This window comes from Azospirillum argentinense (assembly GCF_000632475.1).
Lineage (GTDB): Bacteria > Pseudomonadota > Alphaproteobacteria > Azospirillales > Azospirillaceae > Azospirillum > Azospirillum baldaniorum.
In genome coordinates, this window is record NZ_CP007797.1 from 614258 (window position 1) to 635202 (window position 20945).

Consider the following 20945-nt stretch of genomic DNA (forward strand, 5'->3'; position numbering starts at 1 on the left):
TCCAGGGAGAGGGGCTTCTTTTTTTGGCTGTTCGCATGTCGCGGTTGATCCGACCCTCAGCGAAGCAGCGCCCCGGCTGCGACCTTATGTGGGGTTCGGAGTTATGGGCGCGCCGATCCGCAGCAGATTGCCGTCCGGATCGATGTGGGCAAACTCGCGCAGGCCATAGGGCGTGTCGGCAGGGGCGGTCAGACGACCATCGACTTTGGCGGCCTGCCACGCCGCATACAATGCATCAGCGTCGTTGACGTAGAGATAGCAAGCCACCGTTGAGCGTGCTGGTTCCAGATTGGGAACCCGCGTCAAGTGAAGGGTCACGTCGCCCCAGGCAAGAAAGCCATAAAAGGGGTCCTCATCCGTATCAGTGTAGGCGGACGCCTCGAAGCCAAGGCGCCGGTAATGGGCGAGCGCGGCGCGCACGTCGCGGACCGGCAAAATCGGCGTTACCCGTTCGAACTCAACAGCCATCGTGCTCTCATCCCCAGTCGCCAACCGTAACCCACGATGCAGGAAAGGCGCGGCGAAGCACAAGCCTGAGGGGGCCGACCTCAACGGGGCTCGGAAACGGACGAATGCGCGGTGCAGTGTGTTCGCGCCCTTTTTTGCTCTCCAACCACGAAATGCGAACATCCCTTTTTTCAGCGCTCGAATTTCGTCGCCATGATGATCGACGAGGTCGTGCGCTCGATGCCGTCGATGGCGCCGATGCGGTCGATCAGCGCGTCCATCTCCTCCATCGTTCCGGTCCGCACCACGGCGATCAGATCGTGCGCGCCGCTGATGGCGTGGAGCGCCCGCACCTCGGGAATCCGCTTCAACGCCTGGACCACGGCGGCGGTCAGCTTGGGCGACAGGTTGATGGAGACATGGGCGCGGATCATCCGGCGCGCCGTCTCGTCCGACAGCCGCACCGTGTAGCCGGCGATCACCCCGCGCTCCTCCAGCCGCTGGATGCGGCTCTGCACCGTGCTGCGCGACACGCGCAGGCGGCGGGCCAGCGCGGCGGTGGGCTCCCGAGCGTTGTCCTGAAGCGCGTCGAGAAGATGCTGATCCAGCTCGTCCATCATATCGCCGGCCTTTCCGTCAATCTGCCGACATGTTTGAAGCGTTTCGGCACCCTGTACCCTGCACATCGACAGGCCGTCCGGTCAAGATTGCGTCATAACGACGCAAACCAACGAAGCGGGGGTACGGGACGATGCGCGACATTCTTCTGATGGGCGGCGGCAAGATCGGCGAGACCATCGGCGACTTCCTGAAGGCCACGGGCGATTACCGGGTCACCGTCGCCGACCGTTCGGCGGAGGCGCTGGAGCGGCTGCCGACGCACCCGCGGATGGAGACGCGCGTGGTGGACGCCGCCGATCCCGCCGACCTCGCCGAGGCCATGCGCGGCAAGTTCGCGGTGCTGAGCGCACTGCCCTACCACCTGACGGTCGGCGTGGCGGAAGCGGCGCGGGACGCCGGCACCCATTACCTCGACCTGACGGAGGACGTGGCGAGCACGCGGCGTGTCAAGGAGCTGGCCGACGGCGCGCGCTCGGCCTTCATTCCGCAATGCGGGCTGGCGCCGGGCTTCATCTCCATCGTGGCCAACGATGTGGCCTCGCGCTTCGACGCGCTGGACACGGTGCGGATGCGCGTCGGCGCCCTGCCGAAATACCCGTCCAACGCCCTGAACTACAACCTGACCTGGAGCACCGAGGGCGTCATCAACGAGTATCTGGAGCCCTGCGAGGCCATCGTCGAAGGCCGCCTCGTCTCCGTCCCGCCGCTGGAAGAGCGCGAGGAGTTCTCCCTCGACGGCGTGCTGTACGAGGCGTTCAACACCTCGGGCGGCCTCGGCACGCTGTGCGAGACGCTGGCGGGGAAGGTGCGGACGCTCAATTACCGCTCCGTCCGCTATCCGGGGCACCGCGACCTGATGAAGGCGCTGCTGCACGACCTGCGGCTGGGCAGCCGGCGGGAGCTGCTGAAGGACATCCTGGAGCATTCGATCCCGGCAACCCTTCAGGACGTCGTGCTGATCTTCGTGACGGTGACCGGGACGAAGCGGGGCCGGCTGCTCCAGGAAACCTACGCCAACAAGATCTATGGGCGGGAGATCGGCGGCACCTTCTACAACGGCATCCAGATCACCACCGCGTCGGGCATGTGCGCCGTGCTCGACCTGCTGTCCGACGGCACGCTGCCGCAGCGGGGCTTCGTGAAGCAGGAGGAGGTGCGCTACGCCGACTTCATCGCCAACCGCTTTGGGCGCAACTACGCGATGACCGACGCGGCGCCCCAGCAGGGATCGCAGCAGGGGGTGGGGCGCGCCGCCTGAGCGGGCGCCCCTTCCCAACCGAGCCGCGCCTCAGATCACCTCGCGGGCGCGGCCCTTGAAGACGGTGGCGGCGATCTTCAGGGCGTCGGGGGTGCCGCGGGCCAGCGCCTCGGTGAAGTGCAGCGCCTGCTTGGCCTGGACCTTCGGCGGCATCGGCGGCTCGTTGGTGTCGACGAGGCAATCAACCACCACCGGTCCGGGATGGGCGAGGGCGGCGTCCAGAATGGCGCCGCAGTCCTTCGGGTCGGTGACGGTGAAGCCCTTGCCGCCGCAGGCCTCGGCCACCTTGGCGAAGTCGATGGGCTGGAGGTCGCAGACATACTCGGGGTTGCCGAGCATGGCGATCTGCTCCCACTTGATCTGGCCGAGCGAATTGTTGTTGTTGATGATGACCTTGATCGGCAGCTTGTACTTCACCGCCGTGGCGAAGTCGGCCATCAGCATGGAAAAGCCGCCGTCCCCGACATAGGCGATCACCTGCCGTCCGGGATGGGCGAGCTGGGCGGCGATGGCGTAGGGGACGCCCGGCGCCATGGTGGCGAGGTTGCCGGACAGGGAGTGCATCTGGCCGCGCCGCGCCGGAATTTGCCGCGCCCACCAAGTGGCGATGGTGCCGCTGTCGCAGACGACGATGGCCGTGTCGGACAGGCGCTTTCCCAGCTCCCACGCGACGACCTGCGGCTTCATCGGCAGGTCAGGGCGGGTGCCGCGCTCCTCCATCAGCTTCATCCACTCCGCCTTGCCCGCCTGCGCCGTCTTCAGGAAGGAGCGATCCTCGTGCCGCCGCACCCGCTCGGTCAGGATGTCCAGCGCCAGCCCGCAATCGCCGACCAGCCCGGCTTCCACCGGGTAGCGCAGGCCGATGCGCGCCGCGTCGATGTCGATCTGGATGGCGCGGGCCTGCCCCGGCTTCGGGTAATACTCGATGTAGGGGAAGGTCGAGCCGGCGATCAGCAGCGTGTCGCAGGTCTCCAGCGCCTCCTGCGAGGGGGCGGTGCCGAGCAGCCCGACCTGCCCCGTCGTGAAGGGGCTGTCGTCCGGCACCGCGGCCTTGCCCAGCAGCGCCTTGACGATCACCGCCCCCAGCTTGTCGGCCAGCCTTTCGAGCTGGTCGGTCGCCCTCAGCGCGCCCTGGCCGGCCAGGATGACGATGCGCTTCCCGGCGTCGAGGACCTCCACGGCGCGGCGGGTCTGCGCCTCCGACGGGACGGGAAGCTGGGGGGCGAACAGGGCGGTGTTGTGGCCCTTCACGTTGCGCGGCGCCCGCATGTCGGCGCCGATGGCCTGCTCCTGCAAATCGACGGGGATGGTGATGTGCGACACGCCGCGGTGGGCGAGCGCGGTGCGGCAGGCGAGGTTGGCGATGTTGCGGACGTGCGCCGCCCCCATGATGCGCTGGTTGTAGAGCGCGACGTCCTGGAACACCTTGTCCAGTTCCACATCCTGCTGAGTGTAGGTGCCGACGAGGTCGTGGTATTGCAGCCCAGTGATCGCCAGCACCGGCTGGTGGTCGAGCTTGGCGTCGTAGAGGCCGTTCAGCAGATGCAGCCCGCCGGGGCCGGAGGTGGCGATGCACACGCCCAGCCGCCCGGTGAACTTGGCGTAGCCGCAGGCGGCGAAGGCCGCCGCCTCCTCGTGACGGACCTGGATGAAACGGATCTCGTCCTGGCGGCGGCGCAACGCCTCGACGATGCCATTGATGCCGTCGCCGGGCATGCCGAAGATCGTGTCCACACCCCAATCCACCAGAACATCCACCAGGATGTCGGAAGCCGTGCTCGCCATAAGGGAGTCTCCGTCGCAAACGGTCGTGATGAAGTCGCTCGATCCATCGGCAACCGAGCGGAGCCGGGACGGTTCCCCGAACAATGGGACGTTCTTAGCCCTTGACCTCAAGTTAAGTTGAGGTTTTAGAGTGACGCTTAATGTATCTGGCATGCCAGTGATGCCCCGTTCAGTCCAGGCGTCCAAAGGCAGGCCGGAGTGCAGGATGGAGCAACCACCCGGGCGGGCGAAAGAATGACGACAACCGGTCTAACGGAGAATGCGCAGCGGTCGGCGGCAACGACGCGGTCGATGCGCGTCCATCATATGGCGCGCGTCACACCGCAAGTGCTGCTGGTGGAGCTTCGCGACCCGAACGGCGAGGACCTGCCGCCCTACGAGCCGGGCGCGCACATCGACGTGCATCTGCCGGACGGGGCGGTGCGCTCCTACTCGTTGTGCGGCGACCCGGCGGATCGCTCCGCCTATCGGATCGCCGTTTTGAATCTGCCGGGCGGGCGGGGATCGCGCTTCATCCATGGGGAATTGCGGCTCGGCACCGCCGTCACCGTCGCTCCGCCCCGCAACAACTTCCGCTTCGACGCCGCCCCGCGCACCCTGTTCATCGCCGGGGGCATCGGCATCACGCCTCTGCTGCCGATGATCCGCGCGGCGTCGCGCCGGGGAGCCGACTGGGTCCTGCATTACTGCGTGCGCAGCGCCGCCGAGGCGCCGTTCCTCGCCGAGCTTCGCGAACTGGGCAACGGCGAGGTGGTGCTCCACGCCGCGGACGAAGGCCGGCGGCTGGCGGTGGCCGATCTGCTCGCGGCGACGCCCGACGATGCCCTCGTCTACTGCTGCGGCCCGCAGCGCTTGATGGACGCGGTCGCGGATGCGGCGCGGCCGTCGCAGGACGTGCGCTTCGAATGGTTCACGCCGCGCGCGGATGCGGGGCGTGACGCGGCGCCGGACGATCGCTTCGAGGTCGTCTGCGCCCGCTCCGGCGTGACCGTCACGGTGAAGGAGGGGGTGAGCGTGCTGGACGCGCTCGACGCCGCGGGCGTTTCCGTCGCCTCGTCGTGCGAGCAGGGCATCTGCGGCACTTGCGAGACGGCGGTGCTGGAGGGGGAGCCTGACCATCGCGACAGCGTCCTGTCCGACGCCGAACGCGACGCCGGAAAGACGATGATGATCTGCGTGTCGCGCGCCCGCAGTGCACGCCTGGTTCTGGACATTTAACCACAACACGGGGACGAGGGGGAGAATTCATGACCGAGAACGATCTGCAACGGCTGGGGCTGGCGCTGCTGAACAGCCCGGCCGAGGCCATCGCCTATTCCGACCGCGAGGGCATCATCCGCTTTTGGAACGCGGGGGCAGAGCGCGTGTTCGGCTTCACCGCCGACGAGGCGCTCGGCCAGTCGCTGGACATCATCATTCCGGACCGTCAGCGCCAACGCCATTGGGACGGCTACGATCAGGTGATGAAGACGGGCGAGAGCCGTTACGGCAGCGGCGATCTTCTGTCGGTGCCGGCGACGCGCAAGGACGGAACCCGCATCTCGGTGGAGTTCACCATCGTGCCGTTGAAGGACGCCGATGGGACGATGATGGGGATGGCGGCGGTCATGCGCGACGTCACCGCCCGGTTCGACGAAGTGAAGGCCCTGCGCCGCCAAGCCGCCGGACGCTAAAACGCCCATGGATGCCCGGGCTTCCAAAATCGGAACCCTCCCGGACGGGGTCCGTTGAGAGGAGGCGATACCTTCAAGACATCAGCGTAGGGAGTGCGTCATGCGCAATCTGATGATCGCGGCGTCGGCCGCGATGCTTCTGGCCGCCTGTTCGGGCATGGATGGCGGCGGAACAGGCAGCAGCGGGATGAACAGCGGCGGCCCCGGCAGCGGCCTCACGGGCGGCGGCACGTCCGGCAGCCAGGGCGTGGACGAGCCCAACGTCAACCCGAACGGGACCAGTTCCAGCCCCGGCCCCTATAACGGCGGTTCTTACTACGGGTCGGGCGTGAGCGAGCCGCAAAGCCGCACGCGGTCGCCCAACGAGTCCGGCATGGACCAGGGCATGACGCGCCAATCCCTGCCGAACCGCTCCGGGACCGGGTGGTAACCCGCAACGGCACGGCCATCCCGCGGAATTCCGGACCCGAGCGAATAGGGGGAGCCTGACCGGCCTGCGCTGGAACCTGCGGCGGTCCGCGAGGTTCCTACCCTGCCGGACGTGCCGGCTGGGTTTCAGAACGCGCAGGAGCGGTCCATGCTGAAATGGGCGTTGATCTTTTTCGTGGTGTCTCTGGTCGCCGGCGCGCTCGGCTTCACCAACGTGTCGTCGGCCACCGCGGGAGTCGCGAAGATCCTCTTCGGGATCGCACTGATCATCTTCCTGGTCTTCCTGGTCCTCGCCCTGCTGGCCGGCGAGGTGATCTTCTGATCCGTCAGCGGAGCCCCGCTGACTGGGGACGGAGAATGGACAGCGCGCGGGCGAAGGCCTGATCGTTGGCCGCGTTGGGGATGCCGTTGGACGGCGGGACGGACTGCCCGTCCTCCGCGGCCGGCTCCGCGATGGTCTCGTCGGGCTGGATGCCGATCTGGTGAATGGACTGGCCCGACGGCGTGTAGTAGCGCGCCGTGGTCAGTTTCAGCGCCCCGCTGTCGAAGGGGATGACGCTCTGGATGATCCCCTTGCCGAAGGTCGTCGTGCCGATCACCGTGGCGCGCCGGTGGTCCTTCAACGCTCCGGTCAGGATCTCCGCGGCAGAGGCCGATTTCGCGTTCACCAGCACCACCAGCGGCAGGCCGTCCGTCTCGTCGCCGGGGGTGGCGGTGTAGGTCTTGTCCGCCCCGCGCCCGGGGCCGCGGGCGGTCAGGATCGTTCCCTTGTCGAGGAAGGCGTCGGCGACGCGGACGCTCGCCTGCACCAGCCCGCCGGGGTTGTCGCGCACATCGATGATGAAGCCGCCGATGTCCGACCCGATCCGCTCGCGCAGTGAGCGGATGGCCGTGCTGACCCCGGTGGCGGTCTGGCGGTCGAAGCGGGTGATGCGGATGTAGCCCACCGTCCCGACGGCGGCCAACCGGACCGAGGGGATGCGCAGCTTGCCGCGGACCACGCTGACCTCGAAGGGGTCCGGCGTCCCGGCGCGCAGGACGGTCAGCGACACCGCCGCCCCTTCCGGCCCGCTCAGCATCTGCTTGACGGTCGCCAGCTCCGCTCCGCCCACCGGCTGCTGGTCCACCGCCAGGATCACGTCGCCGGAGCGCAGCCCGGCGGCCTCCGCCGGGGATTCAGGAACGGTCTCGACAATGCGGACGCGGGTGCCGTGGGCCTCGTAGCGGATGCCCAGCCCGGCGAAGGCGCCGTCGTTCGACGCCTGCAACTGCCGGTATTCGCCGTCGTCGAGATAGGCGGAGTAGCGGTCCCGCCCGGCCATGGCCCTGATGGCGATGTCGACCAACTCATGGTCGGTCAGCGGCTCGACATACTGGCCGCGGATGGTGCGCAGCGCCCGCAGGAAGCGGTCGACCTCCTCCGCCTCCGTGCTGTGGCCGTAGGGGATGGAGTCGCCTGCGGCCTGCGCGCTCCGTCCGGTGGTCATGCCCCCCGGGATCGCGAGGAAGGCGCAAAGGGCGGCGGCGGTGACGAGGCGCAGCTTCACGGCGGCAATCTCTCGGGATTGGAGCGGCGATGCTTCGAAATTAGCCGTGAATTGGTTTATGTACCGTTAACCATAACCGGAACGTGTTAGACCTTGTCCGCGTCGATGGACCGCCGCCATACCGGCTCGGACAGGCGCTCGACCAGGAAGTCGGCCAGCACCCCGACCTTCGCCGGGCGTGTGCGGGCTGACGGCGTGACGAAGTAGAGCCCGCCTTTCGGCAGCGACCAGTCGGTCAGGATGGCGGTCAGCCGCCCGTTCGCCAGATGCTCCGCGGCCATGAACTCCGGCAGTTCGGCGATTGCCAGCCCCTCCAGGAGCATCGGCACCAGGGCGTCGGCGTTGGTGACGCGCAGCGGGCCGGACGGCGTCACACTCTCCTCCTCGCCGGCGCCGTTGGTGAAGTGCCAGATGTCCTTGCGCCGCCGGTAGGCGTAGCCCAGGCAATGGTGGTTCTTCAGGTCGCGTGGATGCAGGGGCAAGCCGTGGCGGGCGATGTAGCCGGGGGCGGCAAGGACGACGGGGGCGATGGGGCAAAGCCGCCGCGCCACCAGCGAGCTGTCCGGCAGCACGGCGATCCGCAGCGCGGCGTCGAAGCCCTCCCCCACCAGATCGACGGTCGCGTCGCTCAGATGCAGGTCGATGGAAACCTCCGGATAGAGGCGGAAGAAGTCCGGCAGCAGGGGCGCCACCCAGCGCAACCCGAACGACATTGGCACCGCCAGCCGGATCAGGCCGCGCGGGCGGCTGGACAGCTCGCGCGCCGCGTTCTCGGCCGCCTCCGCCTCGTCATAGAGGCGCATCGCGCGCTCGGCCAGGGAATGGCCGAAATCGGTCAAGGCCAGCCGGCGCGAGGTGCGGTTGAACAGCCGTCCGCCCAACCGTTCCTCCAGCCGGCCGACCGCGCGCGACACCGTGGCGACCGACACCCCCATGGCGCGGGCCGCACCGGCGAAGGAACGCTCCTCCACCACCTTGGCGAACATCGCCAGCCCTTCGAAATCCGGCAGCTTCGACATCGCCATTCCTGCAACGATGGTTTTCAGTCGTTTCTATTTCGATGGGTGTCCGCCGTCGATAGCTTTGTCTCCAGCGAACAACCCAATCAAGGAGACTTCCGATGTCACGCAAGCTCGACGGCAAGATCGTCCTCGTCACCGGCGCCACCAGCGGCATCGGCCTCGCCGCAGCCAAGCGCTTCGCCGCCGAAGGTGCGGCCGTCTATCTCACCGGCCGCCGCCAATCCGAACTGGAGGCCGCGGTCACCGCGATCCGGGACGCCGGCGGCACGGCGACGGGGGTGCAGGCCGACTCGTCCAATCTGGCCGATCTCGACCGGCTCTATGCCCAAATCCAGAGCGAGGCGGGCCGTCTCGACGTGCTGTACGCCAACGCCGGCGGCGGCGGCATGCTGCCGCTGGGCGCCATCACCGAGGAGCAGTACGAAGACACCTTCAACCGCAATGTGAAAGGCGTGCTGTTCACCGTGCAGAAGGCGCTACCCCTGCTCGGCCGGGGCGCGTCGGTGATCCTCGCCGGGTCCACCGCCGGCAGCATGGGCACGGTGGCCTTCAGCGTCTACAGCGCCAGCAAGGCGGCGGTGCGCAACTTCGCCCGCAGTTGGATCCTGGACCTGAAGGACCGCGGCATCCGCGTCAACACGCTCAGCCCCGGCCCGATCCGCACGCCGGGTCTGGTCGAGCTGGCCGGTCCGGACACGGCGCAGCAGCAAGGCTTGGTGGATTATCTGGCGGCGCAGGTGCCGCTGGGCCGCGTCGGCGATCCCGATGAAATCGCCAAGGCCGCCGTCTTCCTGGCGTCCGACGACAGCAGCTTCGTCAACGGCGTGGAGCTGTTCGCCGATGGTGGCATGGCCCAGGTCTGAGCCGGATGTGAGCGGGGAGCGGCCTTCGCTCCCCCGCCCGTGGGCGAGAACCGCCCTTACGCCTGATCCAGGGTGATGCCTTCGATGAGGTCGCCCACGTCGTCGCAGCGGTCGGTGACGGCTTCCAGCAGCTCGTAGACCTCGCGGCGGCCCAGGAAGTCGATCATCTCCGGACGCTCGGCGATCAGGGACTTCATGGCGTCGCGCAGGATCTCGTCGGCCTCGTCCTCCAGGTCGGAGATCTGGCCGCAGATGTGCAGGATGCGGTCGGCGTGAACGGAGATTTTGGTCAGCAGCGGCATGACCTCGGACAGCAGGGCCGCCTGACGGCGGCCGATCGCCGCCATGCGCATCATCCGGTCGTCGAAGGTCTCGATGCCGTAGAGCGCGGCGAGGCGCGGCACCTCGTCCATCAGGTCGATGCAATCGTCCAGCGCGTTGATCAGCGCCTGAATCTCCGACCGGTCGAAGGGGGTGATGAAGGCGCGGTGCAGCCCGCGCCCGGCGTCCTTGGCGACGCGGTCGGCGTCCTTCTCGATCCGCTTCAGCGTCGCGGTGCGGTCGGGGCGCTCCTCCGGACCGGCCTGCATGACGGCTTCCAGGGCGGCGGCGGCGTCGACGATGTGGCGGGCCTGCTCGATGAATTGCTCAATGACCCGCTCTTCCTTGGGCATCATGGAGCGGATGGCGCGCAGCAGCAGCATGGAAACGGTTCTCTCGGTCGGTTCTGCCGTTTCCTCTTAACGCCGGGCGCCATGAAATTGCAGCAAAAACGTCATACGGACAGGGCCTGTCTGCCCTGACGAAGATGCCCCGTCCCGGCCCATTTCCCTCCCCCCACCGTGTGAGAGGGAGTTTTCGCCGTGTTCTCAAGCGCTTCGGAGTTGGCTGACGGACTGCCGAAGCAACCACTCCCGGAACGCCACCAGCGGCGGGTGATGCGCCCGCGACGGCGGATGGACGAGGTGATAGGCGCGGTCCGGATTGCGATAGGGCCGGTCCAGCGCCGGGACCAGCGACCCGTCCCGCATCTCCGCCTGGACCAGCAGGGTCGGCAGCAGCGCCACCCCCAGCCCGGTGATCGCCGCCTGAGCGGTGGTGGAGAACTGCTCGAAGAACATGCCGGCGCCCTCGTGCCGCTCGATGCCCTGGGCGGCGAACCAGTCCCGCCATGCCTCCGGGCGGCTGGTCGTGTGCAGCAGGGGCAGCGCCACGAGGTCCGCCGCCGCGCGGATCGGGTGGGCGGCCAGGAAGGACGGGGCGCAGAGCGGCAGGACCTCCTCCTCCATCAGCCGCTCGCAGACGGCGCCGGGCCAGTCGGCGGCGCCGAAATGGATGGCGGCGTCCAGATCCTCCGACCGGAAGTCGAAGGGCTCCATCTTCGTCATGAAATGGATGATGACCTGCGGGTGGGCCGCCTGGAAGGCGGGCAGGCGCGGCACCAGCCAGCGCGTGCCGAAGGTCGGCAGAACGGCCAGCTTCAGCACGCCCCCCTGCGGCGCGGTCATGACCCGGAGCGTCGCCGCGCCCACACGGTGCAGCGCCTCGCGCACCTCCGCCGCGTAGGATTCGCCGGCCGGGGTCAGGGTCACACGCTGGTCGCGGCGCACGAACAGCGGAACGCCGAGCTGGTCCTCCAGCGCCTTGATCTGCCGGCTGACGGCGCCCTGGGTCAGCGCCAGCTCCTGCGCCGCGGCGGTGAAGCTGCCGGTGCGCGCCGCCGCCTCGAAGGCGGAGAGCGCGCTCATGGACGGGAGAAGGCGGCGTTGCAGACCCATGGGTCATGACTATAGCTCATGACCTGGGGAAAGAAAGTCGGTTGCGCGGGGCGGGGCCTGCCGCCAGATTGAGGAGGATTTGAACGCCCAGCCGAGGAACGAGCGCGCCATGCAGACCAATGGCAAGACCGGAGGCCAGTTGATCGTCGATGCGCTGGAGGCGCAGGGCGTCGAGCGCGTGTTCTGCGTGCCGGGCGAAAGCTACCTCGCCGTGCTGGACGCGCTGCACGATTCCCCGATCCGCACGATCAACGCCCGCCACGAGAGCGGTGCGGCCATGATGGCGGAGGCCGAGGGCAAGCTGACCGGCCGGCCGGGCATCTGCTTCGTCACCCGCGGCCCCGGCGCCACCAACGCCGCGCCGGGCGTCCATGTGGCGCAGCAGGACTCCACCCCGATGATCCTGTTCATCGGCCAGATCGAGCGCGGCATGCGCGGGCGCGACGCCTTCCAGGAGGTCGACTACACCCTCATGTTCGGCGGCATGGCCAAGTGGGTGGCGGAGATCGACAGCGCTGACCGCGTGCCGGAGATGGTCAGCCGCGCCTTCCACACGGCACTCGCCGGCCGGCCCGGCCCGGTCGTCCTGGTGCTGCCGGAGGACATGCTGGTGGAGACGGCGGACGTCGCCGCCGCCCGCCCCGCCCAGCCGGTGGACAGCGCCCCCACCCCCGCCCAGGTCGCCGAGGTCGGGCGTCTGCTTGCCGGGGCGAAGCGGCCGCTGGTGATTGCCGGGGGTTCCCGCTGGACCGAGGACGCGGTGGCCTCGCTGCACGTCTTCGCCGAGACCTTCGCGCTGCCGGTGGCCGTCACCTTCCGCCGCCAGATGCTGTTCGACCACACGCACCCGAACTACGCGGGCGACATCGGGCTGGGCATCAACCCCAAGCTGACCGCCCTGGTGAAGGACGCCGACGTGATCCTGCTGCTCGGCGGCCGTTTCTCGGAGGTGCCGTCGCAGAGCTACGGGCTGCTCGGCATCCCGGAGACCGGCAAGACGCTGATCCACGTCCATCCGGGGGCCGAGGAGCTGGGCCGCGTCTACAACCCCGACCTCGCCATCAACGCCACGCCGGGGGGCTTCCTCGACGCCGTGGCCGGGCTGGAGGCGCCGGCCTCCCCCGCCTGGGCCGGTCGGGCCGAGACGGCGCACGCCGCCTACACCGCCTGGAGCGAGCCGCCGGCCACCATCCCCGGCGACGTCCAGATGGGCGCCGTCATGTCCTGGCTGCGCGACACTCTGCCCGACGACGCCATCCTGACCAACGGCGCCGGCAACTACGCCACCTGGATCCACCGCTTCTGGCGCTTCCGCCGCTTCGCCACGCAGGCCGCACCGGTCTGCGGCTCGATGGGCTACGGCCTGCCCGCCGCCGTCGCGGCCAAGCTGCGCCATCCGGAGCGGGACGTGGTCTGCTTCGCCGGCGACGGCTGCTTCCAGATGACCGGGCTGGAGTTCGGCACCGCCGTGCAGGAAGGCGCCAACCTCATCGTTTTGGTCATCGACAACGGCATGTACGGCACCATTCGCATGCATCAGGAGCGCGAGTATCCGGGCCGCGTGTCCGGCACCGCCCTGACCAACCCGGACTTCGCCGCGCTCGCCCGCGCCTATGGCGGCCATGGCGAGACGGTGGAGCGGACGGAGGAGTTCGCCCCGGCCTTCGAGCGCGCCCGCGCCTCCGGCCGGCCGGCCATCCTGCACGTCAGGCTCGACCCCGAGGCCCTGACGCCGAACCGCAGCCTGTCCGATATCCGCGCCGCCGGGCGCCAGCGCTGACGACAAGCCCCCTCTCCCCTCTGGGGAGAGGGTTAGGGTGAGGGGGTTGCGCTGTTGCCGGACCTACCGCCAAGCACAACCCCCTCACCGGCCCTGCGGGCCACCCTCTCCCCAGAGGGGAGAGGGTTACAGTGCGCACCAACCCTCCAACGGTTGCCTTACACCGAGGACCTTTTCCATGCAGCACCGCGACCTTCTCTCCCGCCTCGGCCTTGAGCTTCCCGCCGACGGGGCCGGCCTGTCCGTCCGCTCGCCCATCGACGGCGCCGCGCTGGGCGTGGCGCCGGTCACCCCGGCGTCGGAGATCCCGGAGGTGGCCGCCCGCGCCCAGCGCGCCTTCGAGGCCTGGCGCTCCGTCCCGGCGCCGCGCCGCGGCGAACTGGTCCGTCTGCTGGGCGAGGAGCTGCGCAACGCCAAGGAGGATCTCGGCCGTCTCGTCACGCTGGAGATGGGCAAGATCTTCCAGGAGGGCCTGGGCGAGGTCCAGGAGATGATCGACATCTGCGACTTCGCGGTCGGCCTGTCCCGCCAGCTCTACGGCCTGACCATCGCGTCGGAGCGTCCGGGCCACGCGATGCGCGAGACCTGGCACCCGATGGGCCCTTGCGCGGTGATCTCCGCCTTCAACTTCCCGGTCGCGGTCTGGGCCTGGAACGCCGCCCTGGCGCTGGTCTGCGGCGACCCGGTGATCTGGAAGCCGTCGGAGAAAACCCCGCTGACCGCGCTCGCCTGCCAGCGCATCTTCGAGCGCGCGGTGGCCCGCTTCGGCGACGCCCCGGCGGACCTGCTGCAGGTCGTCAACGGCGGGCGCGAGGTCGGCGAGGCGCTGGTCGCCAGCCCGCTGGTCCCCATCGTGTCGGCCACCGGCTCGACCCGCATGGGCCGCGAGGTCGCGCTGAAGGTGGCGGAGCGCTTCGCCCGCCCGATCCTGGAGCTGGGCGGCAACAACGCCATGATCGTCGCGCCGTCGGCCGACCTCGACATGGCGGTGCGCGCCATCGTCTTCTCGGCGGTGGGCACCTGCGGCCAGCGCTGCACCACGCTGCGCCGCCTGATCGTCCACAAGGACGTGCGCGACACGCTGCTGCCGCGCCTCAAGGCCGCCTATGCCTCCGTTCCCATCGGCAACCCGCTGGAGTCCGGCGTGCTGGTCGGTCCGCTCAACGACAAGGGCGCCTATGAGGGCATGCAGCGCGCGCTGGAGCAGGCCAAGGCCGACGGCGGCACCGTGACCGGCGGCGGCCGCGCGCTCGCCGACCAGTATCCCGACGCTTGGTACGTGCAACCGGCCATCGTCGAGATGCCGGGCCAGACCGACATCGTCCGCCACGAGACCTTCGCCCCGATCCTCTACGTCCTGACCTACGAGACGCTGGAGGAGGCCATCGCGCTGCAGAACGCGGTGCCGCAGGGCCTGTCCTCCTGCATCTTCACCACCGACATCCGCGAGGCCGAGAGCTTCCTGTCGGCGTCGGGCAGCGACTGCGGCATCGCCAACGTCAACATCGGCCCGTCGGGTGCGGAAATCGGCGGCGCCTTCGGCGGCGAGAAGGAGACGGGCGGCGGTCGCGAGTCCGGGTCCGACGCCTGGAAGGGCTACATGCGCCGCCAGACGGCCACGGTGAACTACTCGCGCGCCCTGCCACTGGCCCAGGGGATCAAGTTCGAGATCGCCGGCTGATCCGCCCCATCGGCGCAAAAGAAGAAGGCCGCCCGTTCCACCGGGCGGCCTTTTCTCTTTGGAAAGGTCAGAAGGCTTCGCGCGGAAGCCGCCTTGCGGGTCGTTCGGGGGAGGTGTTGCGGCGCAGGTGCTCGGCAATGGGGGTGAGCTGTGCCAGAACCTGCTCGTGAGTCAGGCGGTCCCGGCGCAACACGGCCTGGACCACGGGATCGCTCAACAGTTCGGCAACGCGGCAGCGCCACGTCTGCTTGGGCAGTCCGTTCATTGCTGTTCTCGTTGCTTGTGGATGGGGAAAAACGCCGGCCCTCACCGACCGGCGTACGGTACGCGGAGCATGTTACAGTTCGACGCGTACGGCCCGTGATATTTCGGGTACCTGAACGTCCTGTGTACGTGCCTCCGGCATAGGGAACTTAGCGGAAAAACAGGGGCCGCTCAGGCCCCCTAAACCGCGTTTTTCGCCGCGGCCTCGCGCGCCCGCACCTGCTCGCGGTGGAAGATGTAGATGCCGCTGGCGACGATCACCAGACCGCCGGCCAGGGTCGAAGCGCTGGGCGACTCCCCGAAGATCAGCAAGCCGTAGAGCACCGCCCAGATCAGCGTCGTGTAGCCGAAGGGTGCCACCGTCGCCGCGTCCGCCACCGTGTAGGCGCGGATCAGGCAGTAATGGCTGCACGCCCCCAGCACGCCGAGCATGATCATCAGCGCCGCCCCCGTCAGGTCCGGCGTCACCCAACCAAAGGGAAGCAGAAGCCCGCAGAGCACCGTCCCGGCCATGCTGGTGTAGAAGAAGGTCGTCAACGTCGAATCGCCGCCGCGCAGCAGCCGCGTGACGATCTGGTAGAGCGCGTTGCACAGCGCGGCGGCCAGCGGCAGCAGGATCGCCCACTGGAAGACGAGGCTGGCCGGGCCGATGATGATCATCGCCCCGATGAAGCCGCCGAGCACCCCCAGGGAGCGCCGCCAGCCGACCTTCTCCTTGAGGAGCGGAACCGACAGGACGGTGACGAGGACCGGCGCCACGTTGGCGATGGCCGCCACGTCCACGAAGGGCAACGTCTTGTAGGACACCGCCACCAGCAGGGTCAGCACCGCCAGAAGGGTGGAGCGGAGAATTTGAATGCCCGGGCGCCGGGCGATCAGATGGCTGGGGGAGTTCACCGCCACCACCACGAAGGCGATGGCCAGATGCACCGCGAAGCGCGCCCAGGCGACCTCCGCGAAGGGGTAGGTCTGCACCAGAAAGCGGAGCGTCGCGTCCTGCGTCACGAACAGAAGCGTGGTGAGCAGCATCCAGGCGATGCCCGCCCGCCCGGAGGAACCGGCGGACAGGACCTTTTCGGTGGCGGTCATCGGGCGGCGCTCATGGGCGGGGCGGTTCCTTCCTGTGGCGCGCCGGCCTTCTGCCGGACCGGCGCGCCACACCCTGCGCCCAAGGGGCCGGACGGTCAAATGCGATGCTGGTATATCAGTACCGACCTGCGGTTGCGGCCGCGCCGGTCGTTTTCCAACGGCCGGCGTGGCGCATATCCGTCAGTGCTTGTGCTGCGTGCCACCGGCCTGCGGCCCGCCGGCACCGCCATGGGACGGGGCGGCGGACCCAGCGCTCTGCACGTCCACCTGAACGGTCACCGGCCCGGCCTTCTCGAAGGTCAGGGTCAGCGGGAACGCCTTCCCCGGAGCGAGCGGCTGCTTCAGGCCGAACAGCATGACGTGCAGGCCGCCGGGCTGCAGCGCGGTCGGCGAGCCGGGCGACACCTCGATGGCGTCGACCTGGCGCATCTTCATGACGCCGTTGTCCATCAGGTGGGTGTGCAGCTCCGCCTTGTCGGCGACGGGCGTGCTGGCCGACAGCAGGCGGTCGCTGTCCGGGCCGTGGGTGCTCAGCACCATGTAGGCCGAGCCGTTCGGGGCCGAGGGCGCCGTGGCGCGCGCCCAGGGATGTTCGATGTCGACCGGCCCGGCCTTGAAACCATGGGCCAGGGCGGAGCCGGCGGTCAGGGCGACCAGCGCGGCGAGAACCAGGGCATGCTTCTTCATGATGACGAAGTCCTGCAAGAAAGAGTGTATCGGACGATCAGCTGAAAAGGGCAGGACACATCATCGGCGGAGCACGGGCGTTCGGACGGAAGACGCTCCGGCGGCGGAGCTTGCGGGTGCGGAGGGGAAGCGCGCGCAGCGCCCCGGACAGGCGCGGCGGCGGAACGGCGACATCCGCCGGGGAGAGCATTGCCGGAGGCGCGCAGCCGAGCTGGCAGCCCAGGCAATGCTCCAGATCGTGCTTTGGCTGACCGGGCGCGGCGGGCATCCGATCCGACGCCCCGTCCGGTCCGCACATCGACGCCGCCCAGAAGGACTGCGCCAGACCGGCGGAGAGCATGGCGACCGCCTGCCCCGGAACCTGGACCAGGATCAGCAGAAGAACGGCGGCCAGCGTTGCGGCGAGCCTGGATTGCCAGCGGGATGGAGGCGGACGCACCGCAAGCGCGGCGCCGCCTCCCCCGCGACGCCCGTTCGCCCCCTCCCGCTCCCCGAAACGGAGAGGGGGGGCCGATGGCCGTGCTGACATTGCCCCGTTCAAACCGGTTTCCATTCCACCCACAGGACGGATGACCGGTTGTAGGCGATGTGCAGGGAGCTTGTCGAGTTGCCGTCTTCCCCTCACCGGCGCAATCGCGCTTTGCCTTCCTAGCCCTCTCCCCTCTGGGGAGAGGGTGGCCCGGAGGGCCGGTGAGGGGGATATGCTCGGCGGTACGTCCGGCAGCAGCGCAACCCCCTCACCCTAACCCTCTCCCCAGGGAGAGAGGGAATGTCAGATGCAATTGCCCCGGTTTGCCCGCCGCAACGTCAGGCCGAATCCCCGTCCAGCAGACAACGGACGGTGATCTGCAAGGTGTCCACGCCGACCGGCTTGCTGAGCATCCGCGTGCCCGCTCCCAGGCTGTCCGCTTCGAGGGCGGCGTAATGGGCGTAGCCGGTCACGAACAGCACCCTCAGCCCGGGGCGAAGCCCCCGCGCGACATCCGCCAGATCCCGCCCGGTCATTCCGGGCAGCCCGACATCGGTGATCAATAGGTCGATCGCCGTGTCCGACTCCAGGATGCGGATCGCCGCCTCGGGTTCGGCGGCCTGCAGGACGTGGTATCCCTGCCCTTCCAGCGCCTCGACCCACAGCATCAGGACGAGGGCCTCGTCCTCGACCACCAGGATGGTTTCCTCGTTGCGGGACGGGTCCTGCGACGGCGTGTCCACAGCGGGGACCGAGCTGTCGGCCCCATCCACCCCGTCATGCTGCGGCAGGTACAGGCTGACGGTGGTGCCTTGGCCGGGCTGCGACCGGATGGCCGCGTGCCCGCCCGATTGACGCGCGAAGCCATAGAGCTGGCTCAGCCCGAGGCCGGTGCCCTGGCCGATCGGCTTGGTCGTGAAGAAGGGTTCGAACGCCCGCTCCAGCACGTCCGGCGGCATCCCGCTTCCAGTATCGGTGATGCGGAGCAGGACGTAGCGGCCGGGAAGGATGTCCCCCTGCGCGTCCGAGATGGTCTCGTCCAGAACGGTGTTGCTCGTCTCGACGCGCAGGAGCCCGCCGTCCGGCATGGCGTCGCGGGCGTTGATGGCGAGGTTGAGCAGGGCGCTTTCAACCTGGTTGGCGTCCGCCCAGGTCCGCCAGAGCCCGTCGGACAGCACCGTCTCCACCCGGATCGACTCGCCGACGGATTGCTGGATCAGGCCGCTCATCGCGGTGGCCAGGGCGTTCAGGTCCAGGCTGCGCGGCGTCAGCGGCTGGCGCCGGGCGAAGGCCAGAAGGTGCCGGGTGAGCGCCGCGGCGCGGTCGCCCGCCGTGATGGACATGGCGACGTGCCGCAGCAGCGGTTCGTCGGCGGACAGCGCGCCCCGCAGCAGATGCAGGTTGCCGAGCATGACCTGCAGCAGGTTGTTGAAGTCGTGGGCGATCCCGCCGGTGAGCTGGCCGACCGCCTCCATCTTCTGGGCCTGCTGCAACGCCTCCTCGGCCTTCCGGCGCTCCCGCATCTCGGTCTGCAGGGACCGGGTGCGCTCCGCCACCCGGCCTTCCAACTCGTCGTTGGCCCGCTCGATGTCGGCCAGAAGCGTCCGCATGCGATATTGGCGCAGGCGGGTCCGCGCCGCGGACTGGGCAGCGCTTTGCAGCGCTTCGGCGTGCAGGGGCGGGTCCAGCAGCGTGACGTTGCCGAGCCGCTGGAACTGCGCCCAGCGCGCCTTGCTGGCCGACCGGTTGCCGCGCGCGGTCAGCACCAGAACCGGCAGGTCCGACCAGGGCGGCTGGGCCTCCAGACAGGCGACCAGCGGCTCCATCGCCGCCCCCAGCAACGCGCCTTCGGAGAGGATCAGGGCCGTGACGTCGTCCCTCGTCAGGCCGTCGCACAGGGCCGGCAGATCGGCGCAGAGCCGCGTGGTCATGCCGACCTCGTCCAGCACGAGGCGGATGACCTCCGCGTCCCGGCCATGAGGGGCGAGCACGAGGATCGGGGCGTCCATGCGCCGCGGTCAGCCCGTCTCGCTCCGCCCGCGCAGCAACGGGTCCGCCGACCCGTCATAGCTGGGCACGCCGGTGAGCACCCCTTGGAACTCCAGAAGCTGCGGGCCGATCTGCATGCCGTCGGGAAACAGCCGGAATTCGCGGATCGCCAGTTCATGGACGCCGGTGCGCTTCTTGACCACCGAGATTGCCTTGCGCACCTGCCCCGCCGCCTCGAAGAAGCGCAGCAGGACCACGGTGTCGCTCATGAAGGACAGGTCCACGGGATTCTGGATGTCCCCGACGATGCCCTGCTGGGCCAGGATCAGAATGGTCACGACACCCTGGTTGTTCAGATAGGTCAGCAGCTCGTGCATCTGCAGGATGAGCGCCTTTTCCTCCGGCATCGTGCTGAGATAGGAGTTCAGGCTGTCAATCACCACGACGCGCGCCTTCTGGTCCTCCACCTGGCGGCGGACCTCCCAGACAAACTGGCCCGGAGACAGGCGCGACGGGTTCGCGCGTTGCCAGCCCAGTTCGCCCTTGCGCACCGCCTCCTCGATGTCGATGCCAAGCGCGGTGCTGCGCAGCGACAGCGTTTCGAAAGACTCGTCGAAGGAAAAATAGGCGGCGTGCTCACCACGGCGCACCGCCGCCGTGACGTACTGCAGGGCGATGGACGATTTGCCGACGCCCGACGGGCCGACAAGCATCGTCGTCGTGCCGCGTGTCAAACCGCCGCCCATCAGCTCGTCCAGCCCGCCCAGGCTGCTCGATACGGAGGTCGGTTCGAACTCCGCCTTGTGCTCGTCGGCGATCAGGCTCGGGAAGATCAGCACGTTGCCCGGCGTGATGGCGAAATCGTGCCAGCCGCTCTGGTATTCGGAGCCGCGCATCTTGGCGATCCGCAGGCGCCGCCGCGCCGCGCCGTAGGAACGCTCGATCTGCTCCAGGCTGACCACGCCGTGCATCAGGCTGTGCAGTTCCATGGAGCCGGTCTGGCTGGTCAGGTCGTCCAACGCCAGCGTGGTGCACTGGCGCCCTTGCAGGAACTGCTTGAGCGCCAGAATCTGCCGCCGGTATCGGAGCTGGTCCTGAGCGAGCAGGCGCAGCTCCGACAGGGAATCGATCACCACGAGGTCCGGCTTTTCGGCCTCGATCCGCTCGGTGATCAGGCGCATGGTTTCGCCCAGCTCGACTTCCGACGGGTAGAGCACGCTCTGCTGGCGGTCGAGCTGCGCCTCCAGCGGGACCAGTTCGAAAATGCCGATGCCGTCCAGCGACCAACCGTGGCTTTTGGCCGAGGCGCGCAACTCCGTCTCGGTTTCCGACAGGGTCACATACAGGCCCCGCTTGCCGTCGCGCAGGCCCTTCAGCAGGAATTGAAGCGCGATGGTCGTCTTGCCGGTTCCCGGCGCGCCCTCCAGAAGATGCAGCCGCGCGCGCGGCAGCCCCCCTCTCAGGACCATGTCGAATTCTGGAATTCCGGTCAGGATCTTGTCCGTCTTGGTCGGCTCCGACACCCAGGTCTCCTCTTGGTCTGGTCCGCTGGCAGCGTTTGCA

General features: G+C 68.8%; 21 protein-coding genes. 8 read left to right on the forward strand and 13 right to left on the reverse strand.

From position 1 onward, the window contains the following. Positions 1 to 84 precede the first annotated feature (84 nt). Positions 85 to 468 carry a bleomycin resistance protein gene (locus tag ABAZ39_RS32055; RefSeq protein ID WP_040138310.1) on the reverse strand — a complete coding sequence of 128 codons (384 nt, stop codon included), beginning with the start codon at positions 466 to 468 and terminating at the stop codon, positions 85 to 87. A gap of 170 nt (positions 469 to 638) precedes the next feature. Then, entirely contained in the window at positions 639 to 1067 is a 429-nt protein-coding gene (locus tag ABAZ39_RS32060; RefSeq protein WP_040138311.1) for an Lrp/AsnC family transcriptional regulator, read from the reverse strand. A 131-nt stretch (positions 1068 to 1198) separates the two neighbouring features. On the opposite strand from ABAZ39_RS32060, the gene ABAZ39_RS32065 reads away from it, so the two are divergent. After that, positions 1199 to 2326, forward strand: coding sequence for a saccharopine dehydrogenase family protein (locus tag ABAZ39_RS32065; protein WP_040138312.1), 1128 nt, complete (start codon positions 1199 to 1201; stop codon positions 2324 to 2326). Between the two features lie 30 nt (positions 2327 to 2356). On the opposite strand, the gene ABAZ39_RS32070 is transcribed toward ABAZ39_RS32065, so the two are convergent. After that, positions 2357 to 4111: a thiamine pyrophosphate-dependent enzyme gene (locus ABAZ39_RS32070; protein ID WP_040138313.1), complete on the reverse strand. Its 1755-nt coding sequence runs from the start codon at positions 4109 to 4111 to the stop codon at positions 2357 to 2359. A 291-nt stretch (positions 4112 to 4402) separates the two neighbouring features. Between ABAZ39_RS32070 and ABAZ39_RS32075 the strand changes: the two genes are divergently transcribed. The 4 genes from ABAZ39_RS32075 (at position 4403) to ABAZ39_RS35315 (ending at position 6535) form a co-directional block, all read left to right on the forward strand. After that, positions 4403 to 5329: a PDR/VanB family oxidoreductase gene (locus ABAZ39_RS32075; protein ID WP_040138314.1), complete on the forward strand. Its 927-nt coding sequence runs from the start codon at positions 4403 to 4405 to the stop codon at positions 5327 to 5329. Positions 5330 to 5358: 29 nt separating this feature from the next. Continuing rightward, entirely contained in the window at positions 5359 to 5784 is a 426-nt protein-coding gene (locus ABAZ39_RS32080) for a PAS domain-containing protein (protein WP_040138315.1), read from the forward strand. Between the two features lie 100 nt (positions 5785 to 5884). Further along, positions 5885 to 6214, forward strand: a complete 330-nt coding sequence (locus tag ABAZ39_RS32085; RefSeq protein ID WP_040138316.1) for a hypothetical protein — start codon at positions 5885 to 5887, stop codon at positions 6212 to 6214. 147 nt (positions 6215 to 6361) lie between these two features. Next, complete coding sequence (locus ABAZ39_RS35315) at positions 6362 to 6535, forward strand: DUF1328 domain-containing protein (protein ID WP_014199667.1); 174 nt, start codon at positions 6362 to 6364, stop codon at positions 6533 to 6535. Positions 6536 to 6539: 4 nt separating this feature from the next. Here ABAZ39_RS35315 and ABAZ39_RS32095 read toward each other — a convergent pair whose 3' ends face one another. Both ABAZ39_RS32095 and ABAZ39_RS32100 read right to left on the reverse strand, forming a co-directional pair. Then, positions 6540 to 7760: a S41 family peptidase gene (locus tag ABAZ39_RS32095; protein ID WP_051658813.1), complete on the reverse strand. Its 1221-nt coding sequence runs from the start codon at positions 7758 to 7760 to the stop codon at positions 6540 to 6542. 86 nt (positions 7761 to 7846) lie between these two features. Continuing rightward, positions 7847 to 8779: a LysR family transcriptional regulator gene (locus ABAZ39_RS32100; RefSeq protein WP_040138457.1), complete on the reverse strand. Its 933-nt coding sequence runs from the start codon at positions 8777 to 8779 to the stop codon at positions 7847 to 7849. 101 nt (positions 8780 to 8880) lie between these two features. On the opposite strand from ABAZ39_RS32100, the gene ABAZ39_RS32105 reads away from it, so the two are divergent. Further along, the gene (locus ABAZ39_RS32105; RefSeq protein WP_040138317.1) at positions 8881 to 9645 is read left to right on the forward strand and encodes an SDR family NAD(P)-dependent oxidoreductase; all 765 of its coding nucleotides are present in this window, start codon (positions 8881 to 8883) and stop codon (positions 9643 to 9645) included. A 56-nt stretch (positions 9646 to 9701) separates the two neighbouring features. Here the strand turns inward: ABAZ39_RS32105 and ABAZ39_RS32110 are convergent, their stop codons facing one another. Beyond that, positions 9702 to 10349: a DUF47 domain-containing protein gene (locus tag ABAZ39_RS32110; RefSeq protein ID WP_040138318.1), complete on the reverse strand. Its 648-nt coding sequence runs from the start codon at positions 10347 to 10349 to the stop codon at positions 9702 to 9704. A 165-nt stretch (positions 10350 to 10514) separates the two neighbouring features. After that, positions 10515 to 11423 carry a transcriptional regulator GcvA gene (gene gcvA, locus ABAZ39_RS32115; RefSeq protein WP_040138319.1) on the reverse strand — a complete coding sequence of 303 codons (909 nt, stop codon included), beginning with the start codon at positions 11421 to 11423 and terminating at the stop codon, positions 10515 to 10517. Between the two features lie 109 nt (positions 11424 to 11532). On the opposite strand from gcvA, the gene ABAZ39_RS32120 reads away from it, so the two are divergent. Next, positions 11533 to 13203 (forward strand): thiamine pyrophosphate-binding protein, encoded by a 1671-nt coding sequence (locus ABAZ39_RS32120; RefSeq protein ID WP_040138320.1) that lies wholly within the window; start codon positions 11533 to 11535, stop codon positions 13201 to 13203. A gap of 178 nt (positions 13204 to 13381) precedes the next feature. Further along, positions 13382 to 14884, forward strand: a complete 1503-nt coding sequence (gene amaB / locus ABAZ39_RS32125; protein ID WP_040138321.1) for an L-piperidine-6-carboxylate dehydrogenase — start codon at positions 13382 to 13384, stop codon at positions 14882 to 14884. A 67-nt stretch (positions 14885 to 14951) separates the two neighbouring features. Here the strand turns inward: amaB and ABAZ39_RS32130 are convergent, their stop codons facing one another. The 6 genes from ABAZ39_RS32130 to ABAZ39_RS32155 all read right to left on the reverse strand — a co-directional run bounded on the left by ABAZ39_RS32130 (position 14952) and on the right by ABAZ39_RS32155 (position 20905). Next, complete coding sequence (locus tag ABAZ39_RS32130) at positions 14952 to 15149, reverse strand: hypothetical protein (protein WP_040138322.1); 198 nt, start codon at positions 15147 to 15149, stop codon at positions 14952 to 14954. Positions 15150 to 15328: 179 nt separating this feature from the next. After that, entirely contained in the window at positions 15329 to 16237 is a 909-nt protein-coding gene (locus tag ABAZ39_RS32135) for a DMT family transporter (RefSeq protein WP_051658814.1), read from the reverse strand. Positions 16238 to 16417: 180 nt separating this feature from the next. After that, positions 16418 to 16924, reverse strand: a complete 507-nt coding sequence (locus tag ABAZ39_RS32140) for a copper chaperone PCu(A)C (RefSeq protein WP_040138459.1) — start codon at positions 16922 to 16924, stop codon at positions 16418 to 16420. A 37-nt stretch (positions 16925 to 16961) separates the two neighbouring features. After that, positions 16962 to 17363 (reverse strand): DUF2946 family protein, encoded by a 402-nt coding sequence (locus ABAZ39_RS32145; RefSeq protein WP_040138323.1) that lies wholly within the window; start codon positions 17361 to 17363, stop codon positions 16962 to 16964. A gap of 368 nt (positions 17364 to 17731) precedes the next feature. Continuing rightward, positions 17732 to 19402 (reverse strand): ATP-binding protein, encoded by a 1671-nt coding sequence (locus ABAZ39_RS32150; RefSeq protein WP_040138324.1) that lies wholly within the window; start codon positions 19400 to 19402, stop codon positions 17732 to 17734. Between the two features lie 9 nt (positions 19403 to 19411). Further along, positions 19412 to 20905 (reverse strand): ATPase domain-containing protein, encoded by a 1494-nt coding sequence (locus ABAZ39_RS32155; RefSeq protein WP_040138325.1) that lies wholly within the window; start codon positions 20903 to 20905, stop codon positions 19412 to 19414. Positions 20906 to 20945: the final 40 nt, after the last annotated feature.

Coding starts and splice junctions, on each gene's coding strand:
- ABAZ39_RS32120 (WP_040138320.1), top strand. CDS start 11,533: ATGCAGACCAATGGCAAGACCGGAGGCCAGTTGATCGTCGATGCGCTG.
- ABAZ39_RS32075 (WP_040138314.1), top strand. CDS start 4,403: ATGCGCGTCCATCATATGGCGCGCGTCACACCGCAAGTGCTGCTGGTG.
- ABAZ39_RS32070 (WP_040138313.1), bottom strand. CDS start 4,111: ATGGCGAGCACGGCTTCCGACATCCTGGTGGATGTTCTGGTGGATTGG.
- ABAZ39_RS32110 (WP_040138318.1), bottom strand. CDS start 10,349: ATGCTGCTGCTGCGCGCCATCCGCTCCATGATGCCCAAGGAAGAGCGG.
- ABAZ39_RS32065 (WP_040138312.1), top strand. CDS start 1,199: ATGCGCGACATTCTTCTGATGGGCGGCGGCAAGATCGGCGAGACCATC.
- ABAZ39_RS32100 (WP_040138457.1), bottom strand. CDS start 8,779: ATGTCGAAGCTGCCGGATTTCGAAGGGCTGGCGATGTTCGCCAAGGTG.
- ABAZ39_RS32130 (WP_040138322.1), bottom strand. CDS start 15,149: ATGAACGGACTGCCCAAGCAGACGTGGCGCTGCCGCGTTGCCGAACTG.
- amaB (WP_040138321.1), top strand. CDS start 13,382: ATGCAGCACCGCGACCTTCTCTCCCGCCTCGGCCTTGAGCTTCCCGCC.
- ABAZ39_RS35315 (WP_014199667.1), top strand. CDS start 6,362: ATGCTGAAATGGGCGTTGATCTTTTTCGTGGTGTCTCTGGTCGCCGGC.
- ABAZ39_RS32085 (WP_040138316.1), top strand. CDS start 5,885: ATGCGCAATCTGATGATCGCGGCGTCGGCCGCGATGCTTCTGGCCGCC.
- gcvA (WP_040138319.1), bottom strand. CDS start 11,423: ATGGGTCTGCAACGCCGCCTTCTCCCGTCCATGAGCGCGCTCTCCGCC.
- ABAZ39_RS32080 (WP_040138315.1), top strand. CDS start 5,359: ATGACCGAGAACGATCTGCAACGGCTGGGGCTGGCGCTGCTGAACAGC.
- ABAZ39_RS32055 (WP_040138310.1), bottom strand. CDS start 468: ATGGCTGTTGAGTTCGAACGGGTAACGCCGATTTTGCCGGTCCGCGAC.
- ABAZ39_RS32060 (WP_040138311.1), bottom strand. CDS start 1,067: ATGATGGACGAGCTGGATCAGCATCTTCTCGACGCGCTTCAGGACAAC.
- ABAZ39_RS32105 (WP_040138317.1), top strand. CDS start 8,881: ATGTCACGCAAGCTCGACGGCAAGATCGTCCTCGTCACCGGCGCCACC.
- ABAZ39_RS32135 (WP_051658814.1), bottom strand. CDS start 16,237: ATGACCGCCACCGAAAAGGTCCTGTCCGCCGGTTCCTCCGGGCGGGCG.
- ABAZ39_RS32150 (WP_040138324.1), bottom strand. CDS start 19,402: ATGGACGCCCCGATCCTCGTGCTCGCCCCTCATGGCCGGGACGCGGAG.
- ABAZ39_RS32140 (WP_040138459.1), bottom strand. CDS start 16,924: ATGAAGAAGCATGCCCTGGTTCTCGCCGCGCTGGTCGCCCTGACCGCC.